We start from the raw sequence: 21,366 nt of genomic DNA, 5'->3' as shown, positions 1-21,366 counted from the left end.
GTCGATGAAATCACTCGACGGCGTTGCCGCCAAATTGGCTCGTCTTAGCAATCCACAGGCGCGCCCGCGGGTTCTCGATCTATTCGCAGGCTGTGGCGGCCTGAGCCTCGGCTTCCATGCGGCCGGTTGCGACATTGCCGCGTCGCTGGAAATTGACAAACTGGCTGCCCGCTCGCACGCGATAAATTTCTTCAACGGTGCGCCAAAAGAGGTCCTTGATCTCCATGCAATGCCGCGCGACGTAGCCTCGCTTGAACCCGAAGAGCTTGTCGAGGAATTCGGACTGGGTGCGACCTCGCATGCGATCGATATTATTATAGGGGGGCCGCCCTGCCAGGCGTATGCACGGGTCGGCCGAGCGAAGCTACGGGAGATAGCCGATCACCCACGCGCGTTCAAAGTTGATCCCAGGGGAAATCTATATCTGCGGTATCTCCACTATGTCGATCGGCTGAAACCGCTCGCGATCCTCTTCGAGAACGTGCCTGACGTTCTAAACTATGGCGGTCACAACGTCGTCCAGGAGATCGTGGAGGCGCTCAATGATATGGGATATGACGCCGCCTATTCGCTGATCAACTCTGCGCATCACGGCGTGCCTCAGATGCGAGATCGCGTCTACATGATCGCCTATCGCAAGGAGCTGGGAGCGATCGTCCAATTTCCCCGGGCAACGCACCATTGCGATCTTCCGCGAGGATACGCCGGCACCCGCGCCGTTTCCTTGAAGCTGATCAACTCGTCAGAGGGATACGCGTTCGTCAAACCGGACACGGGCCACAAAGGGCTTCCGCATGCGGTGACTGCACGCGAAGCGATCGGCGACCTGCCGCTGGTCACATCTCACCTCGAAGGCACGTTAAAGCGTGGGGCGCGGCGCTTTACCGAGGCGGCATACTACCGCAGAACGGCCTGGGAGAACCTCTCTTCCTACGCCCAGCTCATGCGATCGTGGCCCGGCTTCAAGGCCGGCGAGGCTGTCTATGATCACGTGCTTCGCTATCTGCCTCGCGACTCCAGAATATTCAGGGCGATGGCGCCCGGCGATGAATATCCGCAGGCCCACCTTGTGGCACTGAAACTGTTTAAGGCCGCCGCAAGCCGTCGCAAACTTTCACCCAAGAGCGCGGAGTGGCGATCCCTTCGCGATTCGATGGTGCCGCCGTACGACCCGGGCAAATTTCCGAACCGGTGGTGGAAATTGCGGGCGAACGGTCCCGTTCGGACGCTTACGGCGCACATCGGAAAGGATACCTATACGCACATTCACTACGACAGCGACCAGGCGCGGGTAATCACGGTTCGCGAGGCAGCGCGACTTCAATCGTTTCCGGACGGCTTTGTCTTTGCCGGAACGATGAATCCCGCATTTCGGCAGATAGGAAATGCTGTCCCACCGGTCATGGCGCGCGAACTGGCCTTTGAGATCATTTCAAGCCTGCGAAGCGCGCTCATTCCCGCTGTAGCTGCGGAATAGAAATACAAGGTAAGCCTTCGCAAGTATCGCGAGGGCCGTGGACTAAAGCCCCGTCAAAGGGATAACCGCACTGAACTATGGTGCGTTCACTCAAACTCTCGCGGACTCTTTGAGCGACCGCAATACAGGACGTTGGAGAATTCATCTCGATTGCTCAGAGGCATTGTTCGAACTTCGGTTAGTCCCTAGATGCGAGGGGCTGAGACCGGGCTGGCGTAACGCGTCAGGGCGAGGCTGACCACCGAGCCGACTGGATCTGCAGCTTCTGAGCATGTGGAGAGGGTGGTCGAGGATATTTTGGTGGTGCGAGAAATGGCGCTCGTAGATCTCGGCGTCGACTTGTTGATCACGCAGCCGCGGGGGTCATATGATAAAGGCGGTTGAGTAGCACGGTTTACGCACAGGCTGCCGGAGACCGGAAAAGCTATCGAATCGTCTTGACTGAACGATGCCGCAAAGACAAACGGATTGAAGGCTCATGATGTCCCAATGGATCCAAAAATACCCGATAATTACCGCAAAATTGGAGGACTACGGCTGGTTCGTCGCGCCATATGTCGTGGGCGAGGAGTTCACCGAGCTGAACGCGCTCTCGCAATTCATCGACGCGAACCCGCCGGCCGATTTAAACGCTAAAAGGCTGATCGAGCAGAAGATCTTCGAGCGCCTTTGCGACGTCGCCTTCAGCAATCAGGTGCGGGCTCGATACGTCTGGCTCGGTCTTCAGACGCCGCACTTCAAGGAATACTCGCACCTGTATGAGTCGGCGATCTTTAGCTATTACAAGCGCGAGTATCCGGCTGCGATAGCGCTCCTGTTGATGGCACTCGAAGGCGTGGTGCTGTCACTCGCAGGCTGGCAGCTTGGGAGCCCGAACAGGAAGCCGAGTTTTGCGGGGCTCAAGACGGCAATCGCAAATATCCCTGTTCATCATTTTGCGAACGCGTCGGAGTTCGATGCGGTCCAAGACATGTACCGCGCCGCCTTCAGCAATTTCATAAACCAGTCCATCTATGTCGACACGGGCGTGGCCGACTTCTCATTGTCGGTTTTGAATCGCCACGTCGTTTTGCACGGGATGGATTCCGGAAACTTTTACCGGCTCGAAGATGTGCACCGGCTGCTGCTCGCCTTTGATCTGCTCATCGACCTTCTCTCATTGTCGAACGGACTCCTCTACGCGACCGTTCCCAACGACGCGACGGCGTACCTTGAGAGGAACGAGTATTACAATAAGCTGCGGATCGGACACATTACAGTGCGTGATGCTGCGGAGCAGGAGTTCAAGTTCTTGTCCGAACATCCGAATTATGTGCGCCCGAACAATGAGCCAGTCGTGCTCTACGGACTGTGATCAGTTGAAGAGCCGGCCTTAGCAGTTGGAAGCGTTATTTGCTTCGCCGCAGCCTCACGAGCGTAGGAGAGTGCATATTCGAGATGCGCGCCCCAGCTCCTGTATCGCACCTTGATGCTTTCGGCTAAGTGGCGCATGTAAGTAGGCACCCCGGGGCGCAAGCGGCGCGACCTGCCGTACGAGAGCGACCGATCGAGGCATTGGATAAAGGTCAAAAACCCCAATAGTCCGGCCATGAAACGCGTCGAGGATGGGACATTTTAGTCTCTCGCGTTCTGGTGTAGGGTTCCGCGGCTTTCACGCTTTCCGGGATCAGACAATGCGCTGGCTGTGGCGCGTCTTTTGGTGGCTCATGGGGGACGAGGACGATATGAAGGACGTGTATGCCCACTTCGGGCTGACGTTCTCTCACGGCTGCAATGTCGAGGGCATCCTGGCCAACCTGATCCTGACGGCGGATTTCGTGAAGCGGATGTACGAGGAGTCGAAGAAAGCCGGGAAGCCGATCTACGACCAGTACACGATGGCTCACAAACTCGAGGAATATCTCGCCGAACAGCAGGCTAAGACGTTCGGCCAGCTCATCAGCCGAAAAGGCGGTATCAAGGAGTTCCTTCAGCTCTATCCAGCGCTCCAAAAGCGCGTCGACGAGGCGAAGCGGCGGCGGGATTACCTCGCGCACAACTTCTGGCGGGAGCGCGGGCAAGAGGCGATCTCGGTTAGGCGGCGCGACGCAGTAATCGCCGACCTGCAAGCGGATCAGACATTCTTCGAAGAGCTGGCTAAGGATCTTGAGGCGGTCGCTATGGATGAGGTGCGCAAGATCGGGCTCGATGCGGACAAACTCAAGATGAACGTGGATGCAAGCGTGAAGAGAGTGCAGCAGGAGCTCGCGCGATGACAATGCAACCGACGAGCGCGCTTCGGAGCCGCTCATGAAACCGCCGATCTTCTTCCCCCCATTGAAAGCCTCTCTTCCGGCCTTGGATTGGCATGCGCGGGCGCGCATGTATCGAGACCAGGCTGTCGGGATGCCGGATATCGTGAATGGACAGCCGAACTGGCCTAGATATTTCCTCCTAGCGCACGCGGCTGAACTCGCAATTCGATCTGTCTTAATCCACGCCAAAACGGCGGGGGAACGTGCTGCCGGTCAAGAGCCGGGCAATCATGATCTGGCAGCCTTGTATGCATATGCGTGTAACCTCGGCCTGAAATCAAATCTCAAGGTCCTCGACGAAATGCAGTACCTGAGTGAAATCCACAAGAACCACGTAGCGCGATACCCTAAATCGCCCGGCCAGGTCTGGGTCGCATCAGAGTTCGATGACGCGGTGGACGCATTGCTCTCAGATACTTGGCAGCACATCCGGGTCGTTTGAGCACCCTCGTTCTTCCGAGGTTCAAACTGGCGCCTGATATCGGCGCAGTAATCCAAATAACGTGCCGATCGCAATCCCGGCGTGAATCCCATTCCTTCGCACCGATACGATGTAGGTAGCGGGTGAAGCCTACCATCGTTGGTGCAGCCTCTTTCGCTTGGCGGATCAAGGTCAGCAACCGGCTTTGAAAACGAGTTGAATGACGCGATCACATCGGCAGTGCCAGCTGCGGCGCTGCGTCGTCGGCATGCTGTAGCGCCGACACTGAGACGCCCAAAAGCCGGACCGGCTTGGGAAATGGCATCTCATTCTTTAGCAGACCGATGGCAATGCGCTCAAGTTCGGCCTGACTCGATACAGCGCCAAGCACGGAGCGACTGCGCGTGATGATCTCGAAGTCGTTATATTTGACCTTCAACGTCACCGTCCTCCCATGATTGCCGGTGGCTTCGCAGTGTCGCCACACCTTGTCGATAAGAGGCTCGAGCTCGGTGACCATGAAATCGAATTCTGTGAGGTCACTTGAGAAGGTAGTTTCGGCGCCGACCGACTTCCGGATCCGGTTGGTACGGACGCGCCGTTCGTCAACGCCGCGCGAGATCCAGTAGTAGTAGCTCCCGGCCTTGCCGAAGTTGGACTGCATGAATTCGAGCGACTGGTTACATGTCTAGGCCAGTGAAGAGGCCGAGGGAATTCATCTTGGCGCTGGTCGCCGGTCCGATACCGTGAAACTTGCCGACCGGAAGCGCTTCAACGAACGCCGGCCCCATCTCTGGTGTGATGACGTACTGGCCGTTCGGCTTGCGGTAATCGGAGGCGAGCTTCGCGAGAAACTTATTGTAGGAAATACCGGCAGAGGCGTTGAGGCCGGTCTCCTGCTTGATCTTGGCGCGGATCGCTAGCGCGACATCGCGCGCCAGCGGGATCCTTTGCAGGTTTTCGGTGACATCAAGGTAGGCCTCGTCCAGGGACAGCGGCTCAATGATGGCGGTGTGCTCGGCGAAGATCTCGCGGATCTGCTGGGAGACCGCCTTGTAGACCTCGAAGCGGGGCTTCACGAAAATCAGGTCCGGACACTGGCGCTTCGCCGTCACTGACGGCATCGCTGATCTGACGCCGAACTTCCGGGCTTCGTAGCTCGCGGCGGCGACAACGCCGCGCTCGCGCGATCCGCCGACCGCGACCGGCTTGCCGCGGAGGTCCGGATTGTCCCTCTGCTCGACCGATGCGTAGAACGCATCCATGTCGACGTGGATGATCTTGCGCTGGCGGGGCGGGTCCGATCCCTGATCGTCGCCTTCGCCGGTCACGCCTCCGGCCCAGTCGGATCTTCCTTGACGCCGCGGGCGACGATCTGAAGTGACCCGTCCGGCAGGGGCCGCTGCAGTTTCAACGCGTCGTCCGGAGGAGCGGTCATCCAGGTCTCGACTTCCTCCTGCGTCGTCAGGATCACGGGCATTGCCTTCGGATGGATGGCGCCGACCTCTGCGTTTGGCTCCGTCGTGAGGAACGCGTAGAGGTCGTTGGTGGTCTCACCTTCCTTTACCTTTCGGACAGATGTCCAGCTTGTCCAGATGCCGGCGAAGCAGGCGAGGGGACGGGTCTCATCGAGCGCAAACCAGATATCGCCGCCCTCGGCCTTGTTGAACTCGCTGAAGGAGTTGAACGGCACCACGCAGCGGTTTTCTGCTCCCAGCCATCGCGTCCAGTGCTTGCTATTCACGTTGCGGATGTTAGTCGTGCCACCGTCCGGCTCCATCCGCAGCAGTTCCTTGAAATCGACAGGCTTGCCCTTGGCTTGCAGCTTTTCGGCCCGCTTCTTGGTGGCGTCCATCAACGCTTTTGACGACGACGGCATTCCCCACCGCGCCGTAGCGAGCTCGCGGCCCTCGGTCCCGTTGCGTACGATCGGCGCCTTGTAATCCGGAAAAACTTCCGGCATCGGCGCCAGATTGCCAATATATCGGTTCACGACGCGGAACAGCGCGCTGATCGCGGCCTGGTTTGTCGTGATCGAATAGAGATTGCACATCAGTCAGGCTTCGGTTCGAGGATGGCGCGGCTGCCAACCCAATTGTAGCAGAGTCGCGGATGGACGCCGGCCCGCCTTGGCGCATTTGCGGCAGCGCAGCCGGCTGGCGAGATCGTGCACGAAGGTGGTCGGGGGGTGCTTCATCGCCGCGAGGTCGACGTCGCTTGGCATCTTGCAGCGCGCACACCTGATCTCAAGCCAGGGGAAGCCTCCATTCACAGCCTGGTCGATGGTAGGCGACGGATCGATCGGCTCGCCGTCGCTCCACATCCGCTCATTCCAGCTTTCGCAAAGCAGCCGGTCAGCTTGCTGGATCATCGCCTCGCCCTTGGCCCGCATCTCCGCCGATTGGGCGGCCAGGATGTTGGCCATCGCGCGTGCCTTGCCGAGCTCTTTCGCCAGAGCTTTGCGGTCGCCGCCCGACAGGGGCGTTGGGTGATACTTCGGGGCCATCCGGACATCCAGGCGCAAAGAGATCGGATCGGCAAATCCAGAGCAGGTTATGGCGTCTCGAACGCCGGCCAGCACCCGTCTTCTTCATGCCAGCCGGTGCGCTGCTGGCAGGTGTTGCCGAGCAGTCGCTGCGCGACGTCCTTCCAGACCGCGTTGCCGCCGTACAATCGGACTGCATCGGCGGTCTGGATTTCCACGGTCCGCTCGCAGCGGCGGCAGGAGATGCGCAGCACGTGGCGCTGAATTTCCGAAAGACGTCTCTGCCGCATCTGGGCCCAGGTCGCGCCGGCGCGAGGGTCTTTGAGGACCGATTCCCAATATTCCGCCGGGAGGGGAGCATCCGGGGCAGCTGCCGAGGGGGCCGGCCTGCGGGCGGCTTCAGCGGCCAGCTTTTCCATTTGTTTCGGGGTCGGCATGCGCCAGCTCGCGGGTCGGTCGGTCATTCCGAATTAGAACATAAAGAGAACGAATGTCGAGTCCGCTCGGGCCCGCGCCGAGAAAAAATCCTCCTGTTGGAGGGGGCGCGCTGTCGGAACCAAGCCGGGCCGTTCGTCTTGAATCCGGCATCAGGATTGGAGTTCCCCGCCATGGCCCCCCGCGCGAACTGGAAAGGCTTCCTGCGTCTTTCCCTCGTCACCTGCCCGGTAGCGCTCTATCCGGCCACGTCGGAATCCGAAAAGGTCTCGTTCAACCAGCTCAATCGAAGGACCGGCCACCGCATCAAGTACGCCAAGGTTGATGCCGATACCGGCGAGGAGGTCGACAACGAGGACATCGTCAAGGGGTACAAGGTCGACACGGACACCTTCATCGAGGTGACGAAGGAGGAGCTTGAAAACGTTGCGCTGGAATCGACGCGAACCATTGAGATCGACGAGTTCGTCGACCGCAGCGAGATCGACCCACGCTACCTGATCCGCCCTTACTACCTGACTCCGGATGGCAAAGTCGGGCACGACGCCTTCGCCGTCATCCGCGAAACCATCCGCGAAATGAACAAGGTCGCCATCGGACGGGTGGTGCTGACTAACCGTGAGCACATCATCGCGCTGGAGCCCATGGACAAGGGCCTGATGGGGACGCTGCTGCGCTATCCTTATGAGGTGCGTTCTGCGGACGAATATTTCGACGACATCCAGGATGTCAAAGTCACCAAGGACATGCTCGATCTCGCCAAGCACATCGTCAATCAAAAGTCGGGACATTTCGAGCCGGACAAGTTCGAAGACCAGTATGAAACCGCTCTCATCGATCTCATCAACCAGAAGCGCGCCGGCAAACCCATCACCGCGAAAGCGCGTCCCCGCGGTGAGAACGTGGTCGATCTGATGGACGCGCTGCGGAAGAGCATTGGAGCAGACGCGACGGCAGCGACAGAGTCGCAGAAGAAGCCAGCCAGGAAGGCGCGGAAGGCGTCGGCCGGGCAGAAGGAAATGCTGATGCCGATCGCCGGCAAGAAACCGGCCAAGGAGGCCGCGGCGAAGAAGCCAGCGGCCAGACCGCAGCGGAAGTCAGCCTAGCGTGTCGTTCGGCATCCAGTAACGCCAGACGGCCGTTACTTCGTGTCGGCGGCAGGGGAGCGATATGGCTGCGCTGAAAAAGACTTCCAGGAGACCGATGTTAAGCGCTGGCATTCTCGCCTACCGCAAGGGCGTTCGCGGGCTTGAGGTTCTGCTCGTTCATCCCGGCGGTCCGTTCTGGCGCAAGAAGGATAATGGCGCCTGGTCCATTCCCAAGGGCGAAATCGATGCCGCGGATGCTCCGGAGCAGGTCGCGCGGCGTGAGTTTGCCGAGGAGCTCGGCCCGAGCGCTTCGATTGGTCCACTCCAGCTGCTCGGGGAGATTCGACAGCGAGGAGGCAAGCGCGTCATCGCATTCGCCGGCAAGGGCCATTTTGACCCGGCGGCGCTGATCAGCAATACCTTCGATATCGAATGGCCGCCACGAAGCGGTCGAGGGCAGAGCTTTCCCGAGGTCGACCGCGCGGAATGGTTCAATATCGAGTTCGCGCGGACCAAGATGCTGTCCGGGCAGGTAGAGCTTCTCGATCGTCTCTTGGCGATCGCGATTGAGAGCGCCGGGAAATGACGTTCAGAATTGGAATCATTTCGGACACGCACGGCCTGTTGAGGCCCGAGGCGGAACGAGGCCTGACGGGCGTCGATCACATCATCCATGCCGGCGACATCGGGCGCCCCGAGATCGTCGATGCGCTTCGCCGGATCGCGCCTGTCACCGCCATCCGCGGAAACGTGGACAGCGGCGAGTGGGCTCGCGAATACCCCGATACGAACCTTGTGCGCCTGGCGGGAAAGTCTATCTACGTTCTGCACGACCTGAAGAGGCTGCAGGCCGATCTTGGCGCGGGCATCGACGTCATCGTCTCCGGGCATTCCCACATGCCGAAGATCGACACAGTCGGGGGCATTCTCTACCTGAATCCCGGCAGCGCGGGACCGCGGCGCTTCAAGCTGCCGATCACGCTTGCGACGCTCGAAATCACGCCTGAGGGCATTCGACCGGAAATCCACGACCTTGGAGGCGACTGAGCGCGCCACCGCGCTGGGCATTTACAGGCGAATTAGTTAATTCGTTTCGCTGGCTGGTTACGCCCGAAGGGAAGCTCTATTTGCGCGGACGTTCTCGCTCCCGCACAACATCCTTCGCCCGCTTGTCGGACCGGAGCCCGAGGTAGACGGGCTGGCGGAGTTCACCCTTGCTCGTCCATTCCGCGAACTTGACTTCGGCAACCAGCGAGGGCTTGACCCAGGTCGTGTTGGCCTCGTCCTTCACTTTGGCAGGAAAGGGTGATTTGGGGGCCGTGAGCTTCACGAGCTTGGCATGTAGATCTTCCAGGACCTTATGGCTGAAGCCAGTGCCGACATGTCCGATGTAGCGCCATGTATCGTTCTCCCGCACGGCGAGGACCAGGGCGCCGAAGAACGGCCTGGTGCGCCTGGGCGCTGTGAAGCCCGCGATCGCCACTTCCTGTCGCTTTGCCGTCTTGATCTTCAGCCAATCCGGAGTCCGGCTTCCGGACGCATACGCGCTGTCGGCGCGCTTCGCCATGACGCCTTCCAGACCTTTCCGCTCGGCCTCGGCGAAGAATTTCGTGCCGTCTCTTTTGCGGTGACGGCTGAAGGCAATCAGCTTGTCGCGCGGCAGAATCGCCTTCAGCCGCTTCTTGCGCTCGAGGAGGGGCTGTTTGCGCAAGTCCGTTGCGTCCTGAAACATGAGATCGAAGGCGCAATACAGGAGCTTCGCTTCATGACGCAGCGCGTTTTGAAGTAGCTGGAAATGCGAGACGCCGTCCTTTCCGATCGCGACGAGCTCGCCATCGATCACGGCGTCACCCTTCACGCCCTCCAGCGCTTTGGCGACCTCGATATAGCTGCGGCTGATGATCTTGCCGCTGCGGCTGTAGAGGGCAACCTTGCCCCGCCGGATTTCGGCGATCATCCGGAAGCCATCGTACTTGTCCTCGAAAACCCAGCCAGGGTCGTCGAACGGCGCGTCGGTGAGCGTGGCGAGCATCGGCTGCAGGCGCTTGGGCAGGGTCGACGTCCGGCTCATGCGAGGTGAATCCTTAAGAGCGCGTTGCGAAATGCATGGACGTCCTTCAAGGTTTAGGGAACGCTTCGAGCCCGCGGCGAGTTCCGCACGCGCCGTGGTGCGAGCACGATCGATAGCGGAGGGCGCATCAGACCGATGGCCAGAAAACTGAAGACCTATCAGACCTCGCTGGGCTTCTACGATCAGGTGATCGCCGCGCCATCTATGAAGGCGGCTCTGGAGGCGTGGGGTGCCGACAGCAATCTGTTTCATCAGGGCGCGGCGAAGGAGAGCCACGATCCGGACGTCATCGCCGCGGCCATGGCAAAGCCTGGCGTCGTTCTCAGGCGCCCGGTCGGAACCGAACGACCTTTCAGCGAACACGCCGAGCTGCCCACCGATCTTGGTGGCAGCGGATCAACGAAAGTTTCCCGCAAGTCGAAAGGCTCAAAGGCGAACAAGCGCCCCTCTCGCCCCGTCGACAAGGCTGCGGAGCGGAAGGCCGCTTTGGCTTACGAACGGGAGCAAAGGCGCCGCGAGCTTGAGCGGGCCAAGGAGGAGGCCGCCAAGCAGAAGGAGCGTGAACGCCGCCAGCAGGCGGTGAACAAGGCGCAGGCTGCGCTGGACGAGGCCGAGCAGGAGCACGAAAAGCGGGTTGCCGCGATCCGGGCCGAGGTCGAGGCTCTGGAGAAGAAATCGCAAACCGAAGACGCTCGCTGGAATAAGGAGAAGGAGCGGCTGAAAGCTGCGCTGCGGCGCGCGCGGGGCTAGTTTCTGTCGCGGACCGACGCGTGAAGTCCCTTCAATCCTTTCTGGGATCCAAAGTGCGTGCCGCGGCCTCGTTCACGGTGGCGCGGTCCCGTCGGTCCTCCGGAGCGAGCTCCATGACGGCCCGATATAACTCGGCCGGTATGGTCAGATGACTCTCCAGGGGCTTGTTGGCCCACTGCCAGAAGCGATCGAATGCATCCATCACAAATCCTCCCGCAGGCCTCGGTAGAACGGGTGCCGGACCTTTCCCTCGGCCGACTTCGCGCGATATTCGATCTCGGCGAGCAGCTTTGGTTCGACCCAGATGCCCTTACGTGCGATCCGCTTCGTGTATGGCTGCGTCTTTCGGATCAGCGGCTTCAGTCTCTTCTGGAGATCTGCGGCGGACGTCTTGTCGAAGCCGTGGTCGACCTTCCCCGCATACACCAGATCGTCGCCCTTCCGGCGCGCGACATAGATGCCGTCCCACTTTCCCTCGTCGAGTGCGAAGCCGGCGATCGTCAGAGTCTCGCGCTGGATGCACGTTTTCTTGACCCAATCGCTTGTACGGCCCTTTGGATAGGGGCCGTCTCGCACCTTCGAGATGACGCCTTCCAGGCCGAGCTTGCAGGCGTGCGCGAACATCTCACGTCCTTCGATCTCGAAGCTTTCGCTGAACTGGACGTCAGTGCCATCGACGATCTTGCTCAGCTTGGCCTTCCTCTGGATCAGCGGCAGCTTCCGCAGATCGCGGCCATTCAGATAGAGCAGATCGAACGCCACCAGCACGATCTTGGTCGACTTGCCCTTGAGCTCGTCCTGCAGCACCGAGAAATCGGTCGTGCCATCGGCGGCGGGAACAACGATCTCGCCGTCGATGACGGCGGAGCTCGCCTTGATCCGCCGGGCATCGTGTGCGACCTTCTTGAAGCGGTGGGTCCAGTCGTGGCCACGCCGGGTGAATATCCTGGCCGACTCGTTGGCGAGATGGAGCTGGACACGGTAGCCGTCGAACTTGATTTCGTGAATCCATCGCCTGCCAGACGGCACCCTCTCGATTGAGGTCGCTAGGGCCGGTTCGATGAAGCCGGGGAAGGGCGCCTTGACGCCGATGGCCGCCGGGTTTTTACGCTGAAACGCCACTCAAGCACTCCACGCAACAGCTGATTCAAACTGACACAGTTGGAATCGTTCCGGAACCCGTGAATCCCAATCGCGTTGCTTCGGTGTCGCAACAGGAGGAATCCATGGCGGTAGCGAAGAATACGAAGACGGCACGTGGCCGAAAGCAGGACCGAGCACGAGTGGCCAGCGGGCAGGACTACGAAGTGCGATACGAGGCGAAGAAGACCGGAAAGTCGGCCCCGGCGGTGAAAAAGGCCGTCAAAAAGGTCGGCAATGCGCGCAAGCGCGTCGAGAAACGGCTGGGCCGCTGATCGGAGAGCTGGGTCGGCCTCGAGGCCCGGCGCCGTCCTTCTATTCAGGAGGGCATTCCGGGCAGGTATCACCGATCGAGTTCAGCACGTCGCGAACTTCGGCCGCTGCCGCGTCCGGGGAGACTCCCGCTGGCGGATCTTCATGGGCGATATTGAAGGCCCGCTCCCGGGCATGCGGATCGGCACGGTCCTGCATCCAGCCGTGCTCCTCGCACTCGCGGATGGCGCCGGCTTCCTGGAGCACCTGGATCGCCCAGCCGCGCATCGTCCGGACCGCTGGCCTTCGTTCACTCGTCATCAGCATAGGAATCGCTCCCGATACGGCGAATCGTTTTGTCCGTCATTCGTTCCGGCTGCTAGCACATGACTGGGATTCGCAATCGTGAGAACTCAAGGTTTGGGAGTGAAAAGCCTCCACCCAGCTCTTCATTCCGTTCGTGCGCGTCCAGCAAGTGCCGGACCGGGCTCTCGTTGAACCGAGCCGCTCAGCGTCTCGGCCATCCGGCTTCGATCCCTCGCGCCGAATAATGTGTCGCTCGCCGGAGGCACTCGCTCGCGGGCCCCGCCGTCATTACATGCCGGCGTCGCTATCACTGTCCCGCGTTCGGGTGCCTTCTTAACCGGTCTCGCGACTGCACTCGGTCCCGGGTCCCGCCGCTACGCGTCGGCGCTATGCTGACCCTCCTGCGGGTGCCTCTTTCTCTGTCGGGCACGACTGCACATCCAACATGCCCCGTCCTCTCGGTCTAAGGGGCTCCGCCCCTCGCGCGCGCCAGGGTGAAGCGCCGGTCATGCCGGCGCCGACCCGAGCGGTCTCCCCGGTCTTCCGCGCTTTCTCAGATCCTAAACAGCAGAAACCCCGGCACGCGCTTGTGCAGACCCGCTCTGCGAGCGGCCCTTTCGGGCGGGCGATCCCCCTCCGCTCGGGTCGCCCTGGCACTTGCTACCCCTGGTCTCGCCGACGGGCAGGGGCGCAGGCGCGGAGTGCGCCCTGCACCCATGAAAGCAAAAGGAGATCGATCATGTCGGCCAAGCACATTGAACAACTCCCCGAGAACGGAACGCAACTTCTCATTCCGCTCAACAAGCTCAAGAAGTCGCCGAAGAACGCGCGCAAGACGCCGCACAGCGATGCGGCGATCGAGGCCTATGCGGCGAGCATCGCCGCCAAGGGCATTCTGCAAAATCTGGTCGTTGGACCGGAGGTCGATGGAGAAGGGGCGGCCACGGGGTTCTATTTCGTGACCATCGGCGAAGGCAGGCGGCTTGCCCAGCTTTTGCGGGTAAAGCGGAAGGAGATCAAGAAGACCGAACCGATCCGTTGCATCGTGGATACCGCGAACGATCCGCACGAGATCAGCCTGGACGAGAATGTCACTCGGGAAAACATGCACCCCGCCGACCAGTTCGAGGCCTTCAAGAAGCTGTCGGAAGAGCGCGGTTTCGGCGCGGAGGAAATCGCGGCCCGCTTCGGGGTGACGCCGCATGTGGTGCGGCAACGCCTGCGGTTGGGGGCGGTCTCCCCAAAGCTGATGCAGGTTTACCGCGAGGGCGATCTGGCCCTTGAACAATTGATGGCCTTTGCCATCACCGATGATCACGCCCGGCAGGAAGGCGTCTATGAGCGGCTGTCCTACAACCGCGACGCCAGCACCATCCGCCGCCTTCTCACCGAAACGCATGTGGCCGCAACCGACCGCCGCGCGCGCTTTGTCGGTATCGAAGCGTACACCGAAGCAGGCGGCTCGATCCTTCGCGACCTCTTCACCGAGGATCGCGGCGGCTATCTGGAAGATGTGGCGCTGCTTGATTTGCTGGTCACGGCCAAGCTCGGTCGCGAAGCCGATGCGGTTCGGGCCGCCGAGGGTTGGAAATGGACCGAAGCCCATCTCGATTTTCCGCATGCCCATGGCATGCGGCGGACCTACCCGCATCCGGTCGAGCTTTCGACGGAAGACAAGGCCGCCCTTGAGGCGGCACAGACCGAGTTCGACCGCCTCACCGAGCAGCGCCAGGCGGCCGATGAACTGCCTGACGATGTGGATGCCAGGTTCGGTGAACTTGAAGCTGAGATCGAACGGCTGGAACCGAAGCGGCAGGCCTACGATCCCGACGACGTCGCGCGCGGCGGCGCGTTCGTGATCCTCAATCACGACGGTGCCGTGCGGATCGAACGCGGTTTCATCCGGCCCACGGACGAAAAGCCGCAATCCGAAGCGGAGCAAACCGCGGAAACCTCGGAGGCAGGCGATCCGGAGGGAGCCGAGGGTCAGGCAGGGCAAGACGAAAGCGGGGAGGGTACGGGTGCCGCCGACGAGGAAGACGACGACCGCCCATTGTCCGACGTTCTCGTTCGTAACCTCACCGCGCACCGAACCCTGGGCCTCCGGCTCAATCTGAGCGAACAGCCGGACGTTGCCATCGTTGCGGTCACCCACGCACTCGCCGCGCAAATCTTCTATTTAGGCGCCGACGCCCATGTTGTCGGTATCCAGCCGATCAAGACGGACTTGGCAGGGCATGCGGACCGGATCGAGGATACGCCCGCAGGCAAGGCATGGGCGGACCGCCACGCCAATTGGGCAAGGCAGATACCGCGCGACGTCACGAGCCTCTGGGCGTTCGTGGCCGAGCTTGATGCCGACAGCCGCATGGCCTTGTTCGCTCATTGTGTCGCGTTGACCGTCAACGCGGTCAAACTGCCGTGGGAGCGGAGGCCCCGGGCTTTGGCAACGGCCGACCGGCTTGCGGAAGCGGTTTCGCTCGATATGACCGGCTACTGGCGGCCGACCGTGCTCAGCTATCTCGGTCGCGTCACCAAGGCCCGCATTCAGGAGGCCGTCTGCGAAGGCGTGAGCGGCAAGGCGGCCGATCGAATGGCCGATATGAAAAAGGCCGATATGGCGGAAGCGGCCGAGCAGTTGTTGGCTGCGACCGACTGGCTGCCCGCCCTGCTGAGGACGGCCAAGCAGCAAGAACAATCCGATGCGCCCACTGCTGGGCGTGATGATGCCTATTCGGAGGCTGCCGAGTGAGTTTTGGCCGGGGCCGCGCATGCGGCCCCGGCCAACCACGCAAAAATTTCGGCCGCGCGCCTTGGCGCGCGGCCGGTTTAATTGATGCAAAGGCGGCAACTTAGAGACGCAAGCCCGCACCTGGACCACGGAGTACGGTGCTTCCGATCTGTGCCGATCGTAGCGGACCGCGAGCACGGGATCGTCGTCTAGCCCGCTTCATCAGCGGCGATGTGCCCTTGGCCGGTCCTTGATCAGACGAATGACTGCCGCCGTTCGGATTATCTTCCAGCGGGGGCTTCTTCCAGTGGCGCTCCGATGCGCCACGACAGCATGCGAAATCGGTCGCTCATCGTTTCGTCTTACGCGTCTTTGCCGCCGTTGATGCGCTGATGTCAGCGTGTGTTCGCTCGATCGAGCCACGTCCTTGTGCTGCTTGAATGCGGGCAGCCATGGATATCTCCGTCAGTTCGTTCCCGGGCAGCGTCCAACGCAACCTCGAATGGGCTGATCAGGCCCGAGGGACGGCAAGAGCCTCGATCGCCTTCCCGCAACGGCTACGCCTGCTTTTTTCCCCTGCCGCAAAGGGGCGGCATTCCTCGCGGAAACAAAAAAGCAGGCTTACGCCGTCCTTCGCTGCGCTGCGGGCCTGACGGCTGCGGGCCGATCGCTCCCCGGGCCAAGGATGGCCATCGAGGCCGCGATGGGCGCGGCCCGAGCAACCAACGGAGATTACCATGGCTACCATCGGCACCTTCACCGCTTCGGACAACGGCTATGTCGGCTCGATCAAGACGTTGACGCTCAACATCAAGGCAAGGTTCGCTGCGTCCGAGAAAGACAACGACAAGGCGCCCGACTTCCGCATCTTCGCCGGTACCACCGAATTCGGTGCCGCCTGGAAAAAGACCGCCCGCGAGACCGAACGCGAATACCTCTCGGTCAAGCTCGACGATCCGAGCTTCCCGGCGCCGATCTACGCCTCGCTGGTGAAAGTCGAGGGCGACGACGGCTTCACCCTGATCTGGTCCCGCCGCAACGGCGACTGATCCATCCGGATCATCCGCCCCGCCTCCTCCGGAGGCGGGGCTTTTTGCGTTTCTGTCATGCCTTTGCAGGCAAGCAGGAAGAGCATTGTTTTTTGGAAGTGAATCGCTAAGGGCTCCGCCCTCGCGCGAGCAAGGGTGAAGCACCTGACGGCGCCGGCCGAAGCGGTATCCCCGGTCTTCCGCGCCAAGGATCTTCATGACGACCAAAGTCGTCATGGCGCGTGCAGACGCGCGCTGATCGAGGCGCCCTTGTCAGGCGGGTGATCCCCCTCCGCTTCGGCCGCCCTTGCCCTTGCTACCCCAGGTCTCGCCGACGGGCAGGGTTGCAGCGCAGCGCTGCGCTTCAACCTCAGCCCCAGGAGAAACGACCATGAACATGATGACTTTGTCGCAAGGCCAACAGCCCGCTTCCGGCGGCTTTCGTGTGGATGTATCGCGTGGCCAGCGGATTGGCCGTGTGTCGTCGGAATGGTTTTCGCGACCGGATGACGAACGTTATTTGAACCTGCCGGACCTCTATGACGCCGTGCGCGGCCGCGCCGAGCGCGCGCAGGCGCGGACGGTGGAAAGCAGGGCCATCCGGGTGGAGGCCAACAGCAACGATCCCGAGCGACTGGCCTTGATGGTCCCCGGCCGTGACGAACCAGTGGCGCCAACCCATTGGAGCTTTGGCCAGTTGTGTACGCTGGTCGGCGCCCCAACGTCCTATCTGCGGCAGCTTCCTGCGGCTCTGTCAGGCATCAACCTGCAACATGGCTTGCTCTCGCACCGCGCCGAGCTCGTGAAAACCCTCGAGGCCGACGACGGACGGATCGAGCTTCGCGCCATCACCGGGCCGGATTACGGCCGTATCTGGGACCATGAACTTGTCGCCGCCGTGATGAAGATCGCGGGCAACGGCACGGGCGATACGCGGTGGAAGGTGCCGGGCCTTCTGGATTGGTCAACAATGACTCACAATCCCTTTGTAGACGTGACCAAGGACACGACGACGCTCTACGCCAGCGACCGCGACGTATTCCTGTTTCTGGTCGACGACACCAACCCGATCGAGGCGGGCCGGTTGCCGGATGGATCGCCGGACTTGTATTTCCGTGGATTTTACTGCTGGAACAGCGAGGTGGGCAGCAAGACGCTGGGCATTGCGAGCTTCTACCTTCGGGCCGTCTGCTTGAACCGCAATCTGTGGGGCGTGGAGAATTTCGAGCAAATCACGATCCGGCATTCGAAATTTGCAGCGCAACGTTTCGCGCATGAAGCGGCCCCCGCGCTGACGAGCTTTGCAAATTCCTCACCCGCGCCGTTCGTCGCCGGTATCAAGGCCGCGCGGGAGCGGATCGTTGCTCGCAACGACGAGGATCGCGAAAGCTTTCTCCGCAAGGGCGGGTTCTCCAAATCGGAGACGACAAAAATTATCGAAACCGTTTTGGGCGAAGAAAACCGCAAGCCGGAAAGTGTCTTTGATTTCGTGCAGGGGATTACGGCGCTGGCCCGCACTAAGTCGCATCAGGATGCGAGGCTTGAACTGGAAGGGAAGGCAAAGCGCTTGATGGAACGCGCGATCTGAGAGGAGAGCCGCGCAATCGGTACCGGTTGCACGGCCACTCCCCAAGCCCACGCATCGTCGCCGGTCCGGCGACGATGACGCGTGTCCGCGTCGGGCCGCTCGCCGGGCCTTCGGCCCGGCTCGCGGAAGGTTAGGATCGAACCTTAGACATTCTTTCCTCAAGCAGGTCTGCTGGCCGGACCTCCAAGGCTTGGGCAATCTGCCAGACAGTGAGCAATGTCGCGTTCTGCAGCCCTCGCTCCATGCTGCTTACGAAGGCCCGATCAACGCCCATGCGTTCCGCCACGGCCTCTTGGCTCAAGCCAAGGGCCAGGCGAAATCGACGCGCGTTCGCTCCAAAGACCTTGCGAATATCCATCCGCAGGATAGGAAGCAATCGCGTATTCTAGCGCTACGTGTTATAATACGCGGAAACTGGATGTTGAGCAGCACGGACGGAGCTTCGATTGCTGAAATGTGCGGAAATGCGGCTTCTTGGGCCCTCGCGCCGGCATGTGGCATGCCATATGCTACGGCACCGAACTATTCGAGCCGGCAAAGCTCACGGCTCGCGACTTGGTTTCGATCACTTGCATATTAAAGTCTCTGATGTCGAAGCCGCAGCTAGATCCTGACGTCGCGGATGTCGCGCCGAACGAGCCGGCGCTGACGGCCTATGACGAACAGCATGTCGTCACGTACATTCGCCTTCTGCAGGCGGAGGGTGAGGGGGCGGACTGGCGTGAGGTCGCTCGAATCGTCTTGCACATCGATCCAGAGCGAGAGCCGGACCGTGCGCAGAGCGCATATCAGAGTCATCTCTCGCGCGCCAAATGGGTCACCGAGCAGGGACGTCTCTTACGTGGTGGCGGTTCAAAATAGAAAAAACCGCCGACGAGGGACTTGCTGCCAGAATGATTTTCTTCCGCTTAGCGGTGGTCATTCTCATGCACCACGTGGTGCCAAACTAGGGGCTTCCCACAACCGCATCGTTTATAGTTATTGCCCCGCAATCCTTGTTAGCTGCGTGTAATGGGGCGGAAGCAATGCCTGAATTCGACTGGCGATCACCGGATTCGTTTAAGAGCCTAGAGAACGCTGAGATCACTGAAATCGCCTGGGTAGGCCTTCGTATGAACGTGGACTATCAGCGTGACTACGATGCGATCATCGCTAGCAGCTCAGATGGCGAGGTGACCGAGGAATTCAGGAGGAGGTGGGGCCTCTGCTTTCGCGCATGACCCGCAAAGGTCGTTCCACGAGCAGACAATCTTTTGGGCGCCCGAGGTTCTGCCGGCCGTCGTCCCGGTCGCAGTAACCGCTTCAACGCCTGGTCAAGGCCCAACGTCTCAGCCACCGCTTGATCTTGCAACTGGCCACGTGCGCCGTGCCGCTGACGGCTGGCACGCCGTGCTGCAAATCGGTTCGGCGGAGCATCGCATCTGGTCGAAACAGCCGCTGACCGCAGGCGCTCGCTATGCGGCCGAGTTGCCATTTGACCGCGATTTCGAGGCGCGCGCGCATGCCGCCACGCGGCTGTGGCGCGCGATGAATGGACGCGCGCCAGGACCTCCGTTTCATCGCGTGCCCAAACAGTGGCGCGAACGACTGTGCGCAGCCCTTCGCGCGGCCGCCGCGTATCTCGCCGGCGCGACTTATCGCAGCATCGCAGAAGCTCTGTTTGGCAAGGCGCGAATATCGGATCGTGCCTGGAAAACACACGATCTGCGCAGCCGAACCCGTCGCCTTGTACAAAGCGGCCTCGCATTTGTCCGCGGAGGCTATCGCAAGCTGCTTCGGCCCAGGCGCAGGGACGAGTAGCGCCCTTCCTGGGGTGCCGAATATCGACCCCCCGATATTCGGCATCCCCCTCCGATATCGCGCTTCTCCATGATGACCGCACACGCGCCGGCTCCGCCGCGCGCGGTGCGCTGTCACCTTGGAGTTCTCAAATGCCCGATTCGATGGCCGATCTCCCCCCGCGCTTCCTGCGTACACCGGAGGCCGCGCGCTATCTTGGTCTCTCGGGACGCACGCTTGAGAAGCACCGTACGTACGGCACCGGGCCGACGTATCGGAAGATCGGCGGGCGCGTCGTCTACGCTCTGGATGACCTGAAAGCATGGGCTGATCTCGGCGCCAAGACGTCAACGTCGGATCCCGGCAAGGGCACTGTTCTGCCGGCCAAGAAGCACCCGGTACTGCGCCCGTATGCAGGCCAGGAACGTCGCTGATCGTCGCCTGAGAGCAGTGACCATGCGGCGCAAACCCCATTCCGAGCGCGACCAGCTTGACCTCTTTCGGGCGCTGCCCGGCGACCTCGCGCCGCGCGACGCGCAGGATCTGATGGCTTATCCATTCTTCTCGCTCGCAAAAACAAAGCGGATTGTACCGATCGATTTCCGTGCCGGTGCGATCGCAATTCGTGTCGAAGCCATGCCGGAACACGGGATGGCGACCATTTGGGATGCGGACGTTCTAATCTGGGCTGCTTCCCAGATAGTCGAAGCACGTGACGTCGGCCTGAAGACGTCGCGCCTGATGGCTGCAACGCCCTACGAGATTCTGACGTTTGTCGGCCGTGGCACCAGCGCGCGAGACTATGACCGGTTGAAGGCTGGTCTCGACAGGTTGCAGTCAACGACGGTGCTGACTTCGATCCGCCAGCCGACAGAGCGGAGACGGCATCGCTTCTCCTGGATCAACGAGTGGAAGGAGACGGCCGATGCAAATGGCCGGCCGTTCGGGCTCGAACTGATCCTGCCAGATTGGTTCTATGCCAGCGTTATTGATGACGCGCTCGTGCTGACGATCGATCGCGCCTATTTCGACCTGACGGGCGGGCTTGAACGATGGCTTTACCGTCTCGTGCGCAAGCACGGCGGCCGTCAGGATGGCGGATGGAGCTTTGACCTTGTGCACCTCCATGCCAAGTCCGGCATCCTCTCTCCGCTCAAGCACTTTGCTTACGACGTACGTCAGATCGTCCAGCGTCAGACATTGCCTGGCTATCGGCTCGTGCTCACACGCGATCCGAACGGTGCCGAGCGGCTGAACTTCGCGCCAACACCCGTCGATCCCCTAGCGGCGCGCCTGCGCCGGCGCGGTCTCGTTCCAAATTCGGAGGATAACCTGTGAATCAGCTCGTGCTATGGGGGACCGCAACCCTCGTGCTATCGGGGACCCGATCCTCGTGCTATCGGGGACCGGAATCGAGCGTAAGCGCTTGTTTCTCAGCGCTTTCCAGCCGCTCTAACTTTACTAACCAGAAATCCTCCGGATTTCTTCTAACGGACCAGGCCACAAGCCGCCCTGGCGGCG

General features: G+C 61.2%; 25 protein-coding genes and 1 pseudogene. 17 read left to right on the top strand and 9 right to left on the bottom strand.

The features are described 5' to 3' along the window. Positions 1 to 4 precede the first annotated feature (4 nt). The 4 genes from HAP41_RS43560 to HAP41_RS43545 all read left to right on the top strand — a co-directional run bounded on the left by HAP41_RS43560 (position 5) and on the right by HAP41_RS43545 (position 4,213). Positions 5 to 1,477 (top strand): DNA cytosine methyltransferase, encoded by a 1,473-nt coding sequence (locus tag HAP41_RS43560; RefSeq protein WP_166074983.1) that lies wholly within the window; start codon positions 5 to 7, stop codon positions 1,475 to 1,477. Positions 1,478 to 1,955: 478 nt separating this feature from the next. After that, complete coding sequence (locus tag HAP41_RS43555; protein WP_166075004.1) at positions 1,956 to 2,831, top strand: hypothetical protein; 876 nt, start codon at positions 1,956 to 1,958, stop codon at positions 2,829 to 2,831. Positions 2,832 to 3,150: 319 nt separating this feature from the next. After that, complete coding sequence (locus tag HAP41_RS43550) at positions 3,151 to 3,732, top strand: hypothetical protein (protein WP_166075013.1); 582 nt, start codon at positions 3,151 to 3,153, stop codon at positions 3,730 to 3,732. 34 nt (positions 3,733 to 3,766) lie between these two features. Continuing rightward, the gene (locus HAP41_RS43545) at positions 3,767 to 4,213 is read left to right on the top strand and encodes a hypothetical protein (protein WP_166075020.1); all 447 of its coding nucleotides are present in this window, start codon (positions 3,767 to 3,769) and stop codon (positions 4,211 to 4,213) included. A 208-nt stretch (positions 4,214 to 4,421) separates the two neighbouring features. Here HAP41_RS43545 and dinB read toward each other — a convergent pair. From dinB to HAP41_RS43525, 4 genes and pseudogenes are all read right to left on the bottom strand, one after another. Then, positions 4,422 to 5,457 (bottom strand): annotated as a pseudogene (dinB, locus tag HAP41_RS43540) (DNA polymerase IV). 62 nt (positions 5,458 to 5,519) lie between these two features. Beyond that, complete coding sequence (locus tag HAP41_RS43535) at positions 5,520 to 6,245, bottom strand: SOS response-associated peptidase (RefSeq protein ID WP_166075049.1); 726 nt, start codon at positions 6,243 to 6,245, stop codon at positions 5,520 to 5,522. A gap of 3 nt (positions 6,246 to 6,248) precedes the next feature. Then, positions 6,249 to 6,698, bottom strand: coding sequence for a hypothetical protein (locus HAP41_RS43530; RefSeq protein WP_166105410.1), 450 nt, complete (start codon positions 6,696 to 6,698; stop codon positions 6,249 to 6,251). 47 nt (positions 6,699 to 6,745) lie between these two features. Next, positions 6,746 to 7,141 (bottom strand): hypothetical protein, encoded by a 396-nt coding sequence (locus tag HAP41_RS43525; protein WP_175617984.1) that lies wholly within the window; start codon positions 7,139 to 7,141, stop codon positions 6,746 to 6,748. Positions 7,142 to 7,285: 144 nt separating this feature from the next. On the opposite strand from HAP41_RS43525, the gene ku reads away from it, so the two are divergent. The 3 genes from ku to HAP41_RS43510 all read left to right on the top strand — a co-directional run bounded on the left by ku (position 7,286) and on the right by HAP41_RS43510 (position 9,247). Next, positions 7,286 to 8,218: a non-homologous end joining protein Ku gene (ku, locus tag HAP41_RS43520; protein ID WP_166075061.1), complete on the top strand. Its 933-nt coding sequence runs from the start codon at positions 7,286 to 7,288 to the stop codon at positions 8,216 to 8,218. A 64-nt stretch (positions 8,219 to 8,282) separates the two neighbouring features. Beyond that, positions 8,283 to 8,786 carry an NUDIX hydrolase gene (locus HAP41_RS43515; protein WP_166075110.1) on the top strand — a complete coding sequence of 168 codons (504 nt, stop codon included), beginning with the start codon at positions 8,283 to 8,285 and terminating at the stop codon, positions 8,784 to 8,786. Then, positions 8,783 to 9,247, top strand: a complete 465-nt coding sequence (locus HAP41_RS43510) for a metallophosphoesterase family protein (protein ID WP_166075154.1) — start codon at positions 8,783 to 8,785, stop codon at positions 9,245 to 9,247. The genes HAP41_RS43515 and HAP41_RS43510 overlap by 4 nt, the downstream gene beginning before the upstream one ends. 76 nt (positions 9,248 to 9,323) lie before the next feature. On the opposite strand, the gene ligD (HAP41_RS43505) is transcribed toward HAP41_RS43510, so the two are convergent. Next, complete coding sequence (ligD, locus tag HAP41_RS43505) at positions 9,324 to 10,271, bottom strand: non-homologous end-joining DNA ligase (RefSeq protein ID WP_166075180.1); 948 nt, start codon at positions 10,269 to 10,271, stop codon at positions 9,324 to 9,326. A gap of 135 nt (positions 10,272 to 10,406) precedes the next feature. Here ligD (HAP41_RS43505) and HAP41_RS43500 point away from each other — a divergent pair, with 135 nt between their 5' ends. Further along, positions 10,407 to 11,021 (top strand): DUF1682 domain-containing protein, encoded by a 615-nt coding sequence (locus tag HAP41_RS43500; RefSeq protein WP_166075197.1) that lies wholly within the window; start codon positions 10,407 to 10,409, stop codon positions 11,019 to 11,021. Positions 11,022 to 11,052: 31 nt separating this feature from the next. On the opposite strand, the gene HAP41_RS43495 is transcribed toward HAP41_RS43500, so the two are convergent. Both HAP41_RS43495 and ligD (HAP41_RS43490) read right to left on the bottom strand, forming a co-directional pair. Next, positions 11,053 to 11,223 carry a hypothetical protein gene (locus HAP41_RS43495; protein ID WP_166075206.1) on the bottom strand — a complete coding sequence of 57 codons (171 nt, stop codon included), beginning with the start codon at positions 11,221 to 11,223 and terminating at the stop codon, positions 11,053 to 11,055. Then, complete coding sequence (gene ligD / locus HAP41_RS43490) at positions 11,223 to 12,143, bottom strand: non-homologous end-joining DNA ligase (protein WP_166075252.1); 921 nt, start codon at positions 12,141 to 12,143, stop codon at positions 11,223 to 11,225. Before ligD (HAP41_RS43490) ends, HAP41_RS43495 begins: the two co-directional genes overlap by 1 nt. Before the next feature lie 104 nt (positions 12,144 to 12,247). Between ligD (HAP41_RS43490) and HAP41_RS43485 the strand changes: the two genes are divergently transcribed. After that, a complete protein-coding gene (locus HAP41_RS43485; RefSeq protein ID WP_166075261.1) occupies positions 12,248 to 12,436 on the top strand; it encodes a DUF3606 domain-containing protein in 189 nt (62 codons plus the stop codon). A gap of 40 nt (positions 12,437 to 12,476) precedes the next feature. On the opposite strand, the gene HAP41_RS43480 is transcribed toward HAP41_RS43485, so the two are convergent. Beyond that, positions 12,477 to 12,740 carry a hypothetical protein gene (locus HAP41_RS43480; RefSeq protein WP_166075265.1) on the bottom strand — a complete coding sequence of 88 codons (264 nt, stop codon included), beginning with the start codon at positions 12,738 to 12,740 and terminating at the stop codon, positions 12,477 to 12,479. A 718-nt stretch (positions 12,741 to 13,458) separates the two neighbouring features. On the opposite strand from HAP41_RS43480, the gene HAP41_RS43475 reads away from it, so the two are divergent. The 3 genes from HAP41_RS43475 (at position 13,459) to HAP41_RS43465 (ending at position 18,066) form a co-directional block, all read left to right on the top strand. After that, on the top strand, positions 13,459 to 15,471 hold the full coding sequence (locus HAP41_RS43475; protein ID WP_166075267.1) for a ParB/RepB/Spo0J family partition protein: 2,013 nt from the start codon (positions 13,459 to 13,461) through the stop codon (positions 15,469 to 15,471). Between the two features lie 716 nt (positions 15,472 to 16,187). Further along, positions 16,188 to 16,499 carry a DUF736 domain-containing protein gene (locus tag HAP41_RS43470; RefSeq protein WP_166075307.1) on the top strand — a complete coding sequence of 104 codons (312 nt, stop codon included), beginning with the start codon at positions 16,188 to 16,190 and terminating at the stop codon, positions 16,497 to 16,499. A 376-nt stretch (positions 16,500 to 16,875) separates the two neighbouring features. After that, positions 16,876 to 18,066, top strand: a complete 1,191-nt coding sequence (locus HAP41_RS43465; RefSeq protein ID WP_175618244.1) for a DUF932 domain-containing protein — start codon at positions 16,876 to 16,878, stop codon at positions 18,064 to 18,066. A 130-nt stretch (positions 18,067 to 18,196) separates the two neighbouring features. On the opposite strand, the gene HAP41_RS43460 is transcribed toward HAP41_RS43465, so the two are convergent. Next, complete coding sequence (locus HAP41_RS43460; protein WP_166105412.1) at positions 18,197 to 18,424, bottom strand: helix-turn-helix domain-containing protein; 228 nt, start codon at positions 18,422 to 18,424, stop codon at positions 18,197 to 18,199. Between the two features lie 230 nt (positions 18,425 to 18,654). Here HAP41_RS43460 and HAP41_RS43455 point away from each other — a divergent pair, with 230 nt between their 5' ends. From HAP41_RS43455 to HAP41_RS43435, 5 genes are all read left to right on the top strand, one after another. Then, positions 18,655 to 18,927 carry a DUF2285 domain-containing protein gene (locus HAP41_RS43455; RefSeq protein ID WP_166075337.1) on the top strand — a complete coding sequence of 91 codons (273 nt, stop codon included), beginning with the start codon at positions 18,655 to 18,657 and terminating at the stop codon, positions 18,925 to 18,927. Between the two features lie 164 nt (positions 18,928 to 19,091). Then, positions 19,092 to 19,286 (top strand): transcriptional regulator domain-containing protein, encoded by a 195-nt coding sequence (locus HAP41_RS43450; protein ID WP_166075416.1) that lies wholly within the window; start codon positions 19,092 to 19,094, stop codon positions 19,284 to 19,286. Positions 19,287 to 19,593: 307 nt separating this feature from the next. Continuing rightward, positions 19,594 to 19,866, top strand: coding sequence for a DUF2285 domain-containing protein (locus HAP41_RS50440; RefSeq protein ID WP_321576690.1), 273 nt, complete (start codon positions 19,594 to 19,596; stop codon positions 19,864 to 19,866). A 131-nt stretch (positions 19,867 to 19,997) separates the two neighbouring features. Continuing rightward, the gene (locus HAP41_RS43440) at positions 19,998 to 20,279 is read left to right on the top strand and encodes a helix-turn-helix transcriptional regulator (RefSeq protein ID WP_166075418.1); all 282 of its coding nucleotides are present in this window, start codon (positions 19,998 to 20,000) and stop codon (positions 20,277 to 20,279) included. A gap of 22 nt (positions 20,280 to 20,301) precedes the next feature. Next, the gene (locus HAP41_RS43435) at positions 20,302 to 21,183 is read left to right on the top strand and encodes a replication initiator protein A (RefSeq protein WP_166075440.1); all 882 of its coding nucleotides are present in this window, start codon (positions 20,302 to 20,304) and stop codon (positions 21,181 to 21,183) included. The last annotated feature ends 183 nt before the right edge of the window (positions 21,184 to 21,366 follow it).

The organism is Bradyrhizobium barranii subsp. apii (assembly GCF_011516635.5).
In the GTDB taxonomy this organism is placed as follows: Bacteria; Pseudomonadota; Alphaproteobacteria; order Rhizobiales; family Xanthobacteraceae; genus Bradyrhizobium; species Bradyrhizobium barranii.
The sequence above is the reverse complement of the archived record's forward strand: the minus strand, read 5'-3'. Positions and strand labels throughout refer to the sequence as shown.

Bases quoted from the DNA above. Each gene is read 5' to 3' on its own strand.
- HAP41_RS43465 (WP_175618244.1), top strand. From the start codon at position 16,876: ATGATGACTTTGTCGCAAGGCCAACAGCCCGCTTCCGGCGGCTTTCGT.
- HAP41_RS50440 (WP_321576690.1), top strand. From the start codon at position 19,594: ATGAATGGACGCGCGCCAGGACCTCCGTTTCATCGCGTGCCCAAACAG.
- ligD (WP_166075180.1), bottom strand. From the start codon at position 10,271: ATGAGCCGGACGTCGACCCTGCCCAAGCGCCTGCAGCCGATGCTCGCC.
- HAP41_RS43460 (WP_166105412.1), bottom strand. From the start codon at position 18,424: ATGGATATTCGCAAGGTCTTTGGAGCGAACGCGCGTCGATTTCGCCTG.
- HAP41_RS43515 (WP_166075110.1), top strand. From the start codon at position 8,283: ATGGCTGCGCTGAAAAAGACTTCCAGGAGACCGATGTTAAGCGCTGGC.
- HAP41_RS43435 (WP_166075440.1), top strand. From the start codon at position 20,302: ATGCGGCGCAAACCCCATTCCGAGCGCGACCAGCTTGACCTCTTTCGG.
- HAP41_RS43480 (WP_166075265.1), bottom strand. From the start codon at position 12,740: ATGCTGATGACGAGTGAACGAAGGCCAGCGGTCCGGACGATGCGCGGC.
- HAP41_RS43545 (WP_166075020.1), top strand. From the start codon at position 3,767: ATGAAACCGCCGATCTTCTTCCCCCCATTGAAAGCCTCTCTTCCGGCC.
- HAP41_RS43475 (WP_166075267.1), top strand. From the start codon at position 13,459: ATGTCGGCCAAGCACATTGAACAACTCCCCGAGAACGGAACGCAACTT.
- HAP41_RS43485 (WP_166075261.1), top strand. From the start codon at position 12,248: ATGGCGGTAGCGAAGAATACGAAGACGGCACGTGGCCGAAAGCAGGAC.
- HAP41_RS43455 (WP_166075337.1), top strand. From the start codon at position 18,655: ATGTCGAAGCCGCAGCTAGATCCTGACGTCGCGGATGTCGCGCCGAAC.
- HAP41_RS43535 (WP_166075049.1), bottom strand. From the start codon at position 6,245: ATGTGCAATCTCTATTCGATCACGACAAACCAGGCCGCGATCAGCGCG.
- HAP41_RS43470 (WP_166075307.1), top strand. From the start codon at position 16,188: ATGGCTACCATCGGCACCTTCACCGCTTCGGACAACGGCTATGTCGGC.
- HAP41_RS43495 (WP_166075206.1), bottom strand. From the start codon at position 11,223: ATGGATGCATTCGATCGCTTCTGGCAGTGGGCCAACAAGCCCCTGGAG.
- HAP41_RS43560 (WP_166074983.1), top strand. From the start codon at position 5: ATGAAATCACTCGACGGCGTTGCCGCCAAATTGGCTCGTCTTAGCAAT.
- HAP41_RS43510 (WP_166075154.1), top strand. From the start codon at position 8,783: ATGACGTTCAGAATTGGAATCATTTCGGACACGCACGGCCTGTTGAGG.
- HAP41_RS43440 (WP_166075418.1), top strand. From the start codon at position 19,998: ATGCCCGATTCGATGGCCGATCTCCCCCCGCGCTTCCTGCGTACACCG.
- HAP41_RS43500 (WP_166075197.1), top strand. From the start codon at position 10,407: ATGGCCAGAAAACTGAAGACCTATCAGACCTCGCTGGGCTTCTACGAT.
- HAP41_RS43530 (WP_166105410.1), bottom strand. From the start codon at position 6,698: ATGGCCCCGAAGTATCACCCAACGCCCCTGTCGGGCGGCGACCGCAAA.
- HAP41_RS43555 (WP_166075004.1), top strand. From the start codon at position 1,956: ATGATGTCCCAATGGATCCAAAAATACCCGATAATTACCGCAAAATTG.
- HAP41_RS43550 (WP_166075013.1), top strand. From the start codon at position 3,151: ATGCGCTGGCTGTGGCGCGTCTTTTGGTGGCTCATGGGGGACGAGGAC.
- ku (WP_166075061.1), top strand. From the start codon at position 7,286: ATGGCCCCCCGCGCGAACTGGAAAGGCTTCCTGCGTCTTTCCCTCGTC.
- HAP41_RS43525 (WP_175617984.1), bottom strand. From the start codon at position 7,141: ATGACCGACCGACCCGCGAGCTGGCGCATGCCGACCCCGAAACAAATG.
- HAP41_RS43450 (WP_166075416.1), top strand. From the start codon at position 19,092: ATGCCTGAATTCGACTGGCGATCACCGGATTCGTTTAAGAGCCTAGAG.